This window comes from Bifidobacterium sp. UTBIF-68 (genome assembly GCF_006408855.1).
Classification (GTDB): domain Bacteria; phylum Actinomycetota; class Actinomycetes; order Actinomycetales; family Bifidobacteriaceae; genus Bifidobacterium; species Bifidobacterium reuteri.
In genome coordinates, this window is record NZ_JFAN01000037.1 from 21,869 (window position 1) to 29,150 (window position 7,282).

General features: G+C 55.8%; 4 protein-coding genes. 3 read left to right on the forward strand and 1 reads right to left on the reverse strand.

Annotated elements, in window-relative coordinates; genetic code table 11:
• The first annotated feature begins 133 nt into the window (after positions 1-133).
• From BW14_RS09945 to araA, 3 genes are all read left to right on the forward strand, one after another.
• Positions 134-1,780: a xylulokinase gene (locus BW14_RS09945; protein WP_140462561.1), complete on the forward strand. Its 1,647-nt coding sequence runs from the start codon at positions 134-136 to the stop codon at positions 1,778-1,780.
• A 150-nt stretch (positions 1,781-1,930) separates the two neighbouring features.
• Entirely contained in the window at positions 1,931-2,623 is a 693-nt protein-coding gene (locus tag BW14_RS09950; protein WP_044089558.1) for an L-ribulose-5-phosphate 4-epimerase, read from the forward strand.
• 49 nt (positions 2,624-2,672) lie between these two features.
• Entirely contained in the window at positions 2,673-4,190 is a 1,518-nt protein-coding gene (araA, locus tag BW14_RS09955; protein ID WP_044089557.1) for an L-arabinose isomerase, read from the forward strand.
• A gap of 124 nt (positions 4,191-4,314) precedes the next feature.
• Here the strand turns inward: araA and BW14_RS09960 are convergent, their stop codons facing one another.
• The gene (locus tag BW14_RS09960) at positions 4,315-6,768 is read right to left on the reverse strand and encodes a DUF4143 domain-containing protein (RefSeq protein ID WP_181162373.1); all 2,454 of its coding nucleotides are present in this window, start codon (positions 6,766-6,768) and stop codon (positions 4,315-4,317) included.
• Positions 6,769-7,282 lie beyond the last annotated feature (514 nt).

Sequence of the window (7,282 nt, forward strand, 5' to 3'; positions counted from 1 at the left end):
ATCTACGACACAACGCTATAAGTTGTGTTGAACCCCAGTTATCGGTACATTGTTTTCTGGAAATTGTGAGCGCTAACAAAAACCCCAAGGAAGGGGAAGGAACCCCTTGGTGCTCCACGGCGTAAGGAAAGATATGGCAGCAGTCGACAACGCGGCCGAACAGGTCGCTAACATCGCCGAGAAGATCCGCGCGGGCAAGACCACGCTGGGTATCGAATTCGGTTCCACCCGAATCAAGGCAGTCCTGATTGACGACACCTTCCACACCATCGCCTCCGGCGATTACAGCTGGGCATCCCATCTGGAAGACGGCCTGTGGAGCTACTCCACCAAGGAGATTTGGGGTGGTCTGCAGTCCGCCTACGCCTCCATGGCCAACGATGTCGAGACCGCGTACGGCGAGAAGCTTACCCGTATCGGCCACATCGGCTTCTCCGCCATGATGCATGGTTACCTCGCCTTCGACGAGAACGGCGAGCTGCTCGTGCCGTTCCGCACCTGGCAGAACACCAACACCTCCGAAGCCCACCAGAAGCTCTCCGAGCTGTTCCAGTACAACATCCCCGAGCGCTGGTCCATCGCACACCTGTATCAGGCGGTGCTCAACAAGGAAGAGCACGTCGGCAAGGTCGCCTACTTCACCACCCTGGCCGGTTATGTGCACTGGAAGCTCACCGGCAAGAAGGTGCTCGGCGTGGGCGATGCCTCCGGCATGTTCCCGATCGATCCGACCACCCACACCTACGAGACCGAATTCATCGAGAAGTTCGACGCCCTGCCCGAGGTCGCCGCCCAGCCGTGGAAGCTCGAGAACCTGCTGCCCACCCCGCTTGTGGCCGGCACCCCGGCCGGCGAGCTGACCGAGGAAGGCGCCAAGCTCCTCGACCCGACCGGCACGTTGGAGCCCGGCGTCGTGCTCGCCCCGCCGGAAGGCGACGCCGGCACCGGCATGGTGGCCACCAACTCCGTGCGCGTGCGCACCGGCAACGTCTCCGCCGGCACCTCCATCTTCGCGATGGTCGTGCTCGAGCGCAAGCTCAAGGCGCTGCATCCCGAAGTCGACCTTGTCACCACCCCGGCCGGCGATTTGGCCGGCATGAGCCACGCCAACAACTTCACCTCCGACCTCAACGCATGGGTCGGCCTGTTCGGCGAATTCGCCAAGGCCATCGGCAGTCCCGTGGACGCCGGCACGCTCTACGGCGCCCTGTTCCGCTCCGCCATCGCGGACGATGTGGATGCCAACTGCGGCGGCCTGCTCAACTACCCGTTCCGCTCCGGTGAATTCCTCGCCGGCCTGCCCGAAGGCCGCCCGCTGTTCGCCCGCAGCCCCGAGGCCCACATGACCCTCGGCAACTTCATGCGCGCCCAGCTGTTCTCCGCGTTCTCCCCGGTCAAGATCGGCATGGACGTCATGACCAAGCAGGAACACGTGCAGATCGACTCCCTCGTGGGTCACGGCGGCATCTTCACTACTCCGAAGGTCGCCCAGAAGATCCTAGCCGCCGCCTTCAACACCCCGATCAAGGTCATGTCCACTGCCGCCGAAGGTGGCGCATGGGGTATGGCCGTGCTCGCCAACTACCTGTGGAACACCAACGAGGAGCACACTAACCTCGCCGACTTCCTCGACGGCTGCGTCTTCAAGGACGCCAAGTCCGTCACCGAAACCCCTGAGGCTTCCGACGTGGTCGGCTTCGAGAACTTCTTCGATCGCTTCACCAAGGGCCTGCCCATCGAACACACCGCCATCGAGACCATCGATCTCGAAGACAAGTAATTCTGCAGCTCAGGCTCCCCTTGTCAGGGGAGCTGGCCGCTGTAAGCGGTCTGAGGGGTAGCGGAAGAAAAACCAGCCGGCCATCAGGCCGTCCATATCCACAATATTTCAACAAACGTCCATCCATCACAGTGGAAAGGAAAACCAACAATGGCAACTTTGGCTGATTACGGTCCTGAGGTCCGTGCCGAGGTCAAGCAGGTTCGTGAGGTCGTCTCCAACCTGCACCAGCAGCTCATCAAGTGGAACCTGGTCGTGTGGACTGCGGGCAACGTCTCCCAGCGTCTGCACACCGCCGACCTGTTCGTCATCAAGCCTTCCGGCGTGCGCTACGAGAACCTGACCCCGAACTCGATGGTCGTCGTCGATCTCGACGGCAACGTGGTCGACGGCACCGAGGCCCCGTCCTCCGACACCGCATCCCACGCGTACATCTACCGCAACATGCCTGACGTGTACGGTGTGGTGCACACCCACTCCACCTACGCCACCGCCTGGGCGGCCACCGGCCAGAACATTCCGTGCGGCCTGACCATGATGGGTGACGAGTTCGGCGGCCCGGTGCCGGTTGGCCCGTTCCGTCTGATCGGTTCCGAGGCCATTGGCGAGGGTGTCGTGGAGACCCTGAAGAAGTACCCGAAGTCCCCGGCCGTCCTCATGCAGAACCATGGCCCGTTCACGATCGGCAAGGATGCTGAAGGCGCCGTCAAGGCCGCCGCCATGACTGAGGAGGTCGCTCACACCATGTGGGCCGCCCGTCAGCTCGGCGACATCATCGAGATCGACCAGGCCGATATCGATAAGCTGAACGACCGCTACCAGAACGTCTACGGCCAGCACTGATTTAGCTTAAACAAAACCCCATAAACAACGAAGTAAAGGAAGTAACCCTATGGTTATGGAAAACCCCTTTGAGGGCAAGGAAATCTGGTTCGGCGTCGGTTCCCAGGACCTGTACGGCGAGGAAGCCCTGCGTCAGGTCGCCGAACACTCCGCCGAAATGGTCGACTACCTGAACAAGACCGGCAAGATCCCGGCCAAGATCGTCCTGAAGCCGACCCTGAAGTCCTCCGACGGCGTTAAGCAGTTCATGGTCGAAGCCTCCGCCAACCCGAACGTCATCGGTGTCATCACCTGGTGCCACACCTTCTCCCCGGCCAAGATGTGGATTCGTGGCCTCGAAGTGCTGACCAAGCCGCTGCTGCAGCTGGCCACCCAGCACCACAAGGAGATCCCGTGGGAGACCATCGACATGGACTTCATGAACCTGAACCAGGCCGCCCACGGCGACCGTGAGTTCGGTTACATCGTCTCCCGCCTCGGCATTCCGCGCAAGATCGTCGTCGGCCACTACACCGACCCGGAAGTCGCCGAGAAGGTCGGCACCTGGGCCCGCGCCTGCGCCGGCTGGGATGCCTCCAACAACATGAAGGTCATGCGCTGGGGCGACAACATGCGTAACGTCGCCGTTACCGAAGGCGACAAGACCGAAGCCGAGCGCGTGTTCGGCGCCTCCATCAACACTTGGGCCGTCAACGAGCTCGTCGCTGCCTACGACGCCGTCAAGGACGATCAGGTCAAGGAGATCATCGAGGACTACAAGGCCAAGTACGACGTCGACCCGGCTCTGCTGGACGCCAAGTACGACTCCCTGTTCATCGCCGCCAAGGAAGAGGCCGCGATGGTCAACATGATGCGTGCCAACGGCTGCACCGCCGGCGTCGACAACTTCGAGGACCTCGGCGCTCTGCCGCAGCTGCCGGGCGTCGGCCCGCAGCGCTTCCCGTCCGAGTACGGCTGGGGCTTCTCCGCTGAAGGCGACTGGAAGACCGCCGTCCTCGTGCGCATTGGCGCCGTCATGGGATACGGCCTTGAGGGTGGCGCTTCCCTCATGGAGGACTACTCCTACAACTTCACCGAGGGCAACGAGCTCGACATGGGCTCCCACATGCTCGAGGTCTCCCCGTCCATCGGCACCATCGCCAAGCCGAAGCTGGAGATCCACCCGCTGGGCATCGGCGGCAAGGCCGACCCGGTCCGCCTCGTCTTCTCCGGCGCTCCGAAGAAGGACGTGGTCGTCGTCTCCATGGCTGACGAGCGCGAGCGCTTCCGTCTGCTCATGGACGTCGTCGACGTCGTCGAGCCGCAGGGCTCCCTCAAGGAGCTTCCGTGCGCCCGCGCCGTCTGGAAGCCGAAGCCGGACCTGAAGACCGCCGTCCAGTGCTGGATCACCGCCGGCGGCTCCCACCACACCTGCATGACCACCTCCGTCGGTCGTGAGGCTTGGGAGGACTTCGCCCGCATCGCCGGTGTCGAGCTCGCCGTCATCGACGAGAACACCACCGCCCGCCAGTTCGAGAAGGAACTGCAGCTGTCCGAGATGTACCACCGTCTCGACAACCGTCACTGATTAGCTGTTGACTGCTGCAGCTAAGGAAGGGGCTGTTCCGGGAAACCGGAGCAGCCCCTTTGCTCTTAACTTAGGTAGCTTAGATGATTCGCGTTAATCCGATGTGCACTGCACTGAATGCCGATTATCGCGGTATACGATCAAGCTGATCCTGTAACGCAGCGGTCATGGTGCCCATATTCTCGATTAGATTGAATGATTGATTGATGGCATCGGCCAATGGGCGCAGGGGACGCGCAAAATTACCAATCATGCGAATAATGGGTAGCATTTGTGTCACTTCCGGAGGCATAGACAGCGAAGTGCGTAACCCATCGAATGTCGCTCCGATGCTGTCGATTTGGTTGTTGCGTAGAGCTCCTTGTGGAAGGCCCTGAATGAAACCCACGTATTGAGACATGGTGGCATAGGCGTTGTTCCATAGTTTCGACAGGTTTTCCGATGCTTTGTTGAGCAAATCAATGTCAGGTTGTAGTCGTTCTGATAGTTGTATCGCCCATGCAGAATAGACAGACGCATTACCGTTTGCGGGAGCGGGATGATTACTCAATGTCTTTGAGATGTTTTGAAATGATACGGCAAATTTTTGCGCGCACACATCAACTTGTGGTACGAGTTGTTTTATCTCATTCCAAGCACCTAATAAATCCGGTGTGTCGTTTTCCTCCGGCTTGCTCACAACTGACTCTGATATGTCATCAGATTGCGATTGAGTATTAATATCCTCGATTACATTACGAAGTTCTTTCACGATTTCAAGGATTCTTTTTTGACGATCTTCAGTAGACATTAAACGCAAATCGCCCACTAGTAGATACTGTCGATTATGCGCGATGTCCCAAACAGGATCACGATTGCTAATTCCGGTCATGCCTTCTATGCTTTGCAGTATCAATGGAAGAATGCGATTCGGTCCATGTTCCGTGACACGAGTATTGAAATCCAGCAGTTCTTTGCGGCAGGCCTCGCTACGTACATATCTGGGAGTAATTATCGGGAGAATGATATTCGCATTACCGATACCTCGATCAAGTGCTTGACGCCAATCTTCGTCCCAGTTTATAGAGGTCTTATCGACGAATAGCCCGAGCGTATTGCCGGTCTCATAATTGTATTCGCCGATAATATCATTTACAAATTGAAGGATTGCACCACTGAGGTGGTCATTGTCTGCATGACAGTAACTTAAAAACAGATTGGCATCAGTAGGAGCATTGACATGGGCTGACACATCAGTGTCGGACGGCTGCTGAATAAGCAAAGGTGACGGAATCGACACTGAGGAATGTTCAGCATCCAAGCCGGCTGCTTGGAATCCGTCGCTGTCCCACAATGCTGAAATTGGCACAGCCCATATGTTGTCGGTGAATTGCTGCACTTTATCTCCGGTATATAAGACGTAGCCTCGGTGGAAGCGCTTATCACTGTCACGCAATGCAGCAATACCCGCAAAATCTTTGCGGTCCACGGTATTGTTGGATTTCATTTCCAATGCAATAAGCTGATCATCGTGCAACAACACGAGGTCAACCTCTTTGGGTTTATTGCCGGTTTCCCGCCAGTAGAAAGCGTCCGGGTGTATATTGGACCATTGAATTTCCGGAATGATTTGATTGACGGCGAATGATTCAAAAAGTTCGCCGAACAGAACACGATCATTGTGAAAATCTCTGCCGGATTGCCGTATTGTCTCGACACTGAACGATGTATCTACTGGATGTATTTTCGCGCGAGTAAACAGTTGCTTACCAGGTGCTGAGCGCAGGTTCGGTAAGGCAGAGATTAGGAATCGGCGCATAAAAATACTGATGTATCGCTCAATGGTGGCAGGATTCGAATGAACGGTATCGGATATTCTTTTTACATTCAAGATTCCGCCGGGAACGGCAAGTAGCTCTTTGAGTATGGCATCAGCTATTGCTCTGTCCAGCCGTTCTCCGGGTAGTATGGTGTCGCCCAACACATTATCGATATCCGTTCGTATGGAAAGGCGCAAGTCGTTTTCTGCAATAGGCATAGAGGGCATTGCATACGAGGGGAACCCTCCTGTAGTCATATACCTGACTAGTGTAGCCCTATTGGTCTCTGAATGATAGTTCGTATTTGGAGTACCGTTCCACAATAAATCAATGATGCTAGTATCAGTATTTTTATTGATTTCTCTGCGTGTCAGAGGATATAAAGTGTAACGCAGGGAACGACGGGTAAGGGGGTCCTGTCCATCTAGCCCATCTCTGGTGATTGATGCAGAACCTGTAAGAATGAAAAATGGGGTGGAACCTGTTTGCTTGTCGATTACTCTCTTGACGGATAGAGGCAAGTCAGGAATACGTTGAGCTTCGTCGATAATGCAAGGCATAGGCAATGAGTCAACCCATTCATCTAAGCGTGATGAGGCGTAATCAAATGTCCGTTTGTCGGCGAGCGTCTCATAATGGTAGCCGTCTGGCAATTCCGTTTGGACAAGCATGGTTTTGCCGACTGCTCGCGCTCCCTCCAGTACTGCGACTTTGCTTGGGCATTGGCGGAGTACCTGTGCTAGCGGTCGGGCTACGTATCGAGCGTTTGATAGAATCATGATGGTAATTTTATCATATGATGCATAAAAAAATAATACATTATGCTGTAAAAAAATAATATCTGATGGATTTAGGTTGCTTAAGTTGGTGTTTTTCTTGATAGATGTATCTCGCCGTTCGTAATCGTACGCATTCAAGCTACTAGGACGGGGATAATCTGTCTTTGAAGCCGATTTCCACCTTTGTTGAACTACCGGGACATGAATATCTGTGTCCTGATTTCTTCAAGAACGTGCATGGTGAGCTTCGGGAGCAAGAAAGCTTGTCCCTGAAAGCCGGTTTCTGCGCTTGTCGGGTTTCCGGGACAACGCAACCTGTCTCTGAAGCCGATTTCCGCCCCTTTTGAGTTACAGGGACAGGTTTTCGGCGGCCAGCGGCACGTAATCCCTCATATACCGATTGAGAATCGTTGCATTTCCAACGATTCTTCAGATTGCGTTCGTCGCTCGCTCGAGGGGATATTGTCCCTGTAGTCCCAAAAGCGCTGTTTCATCCTACAGAGACAAGAAAACT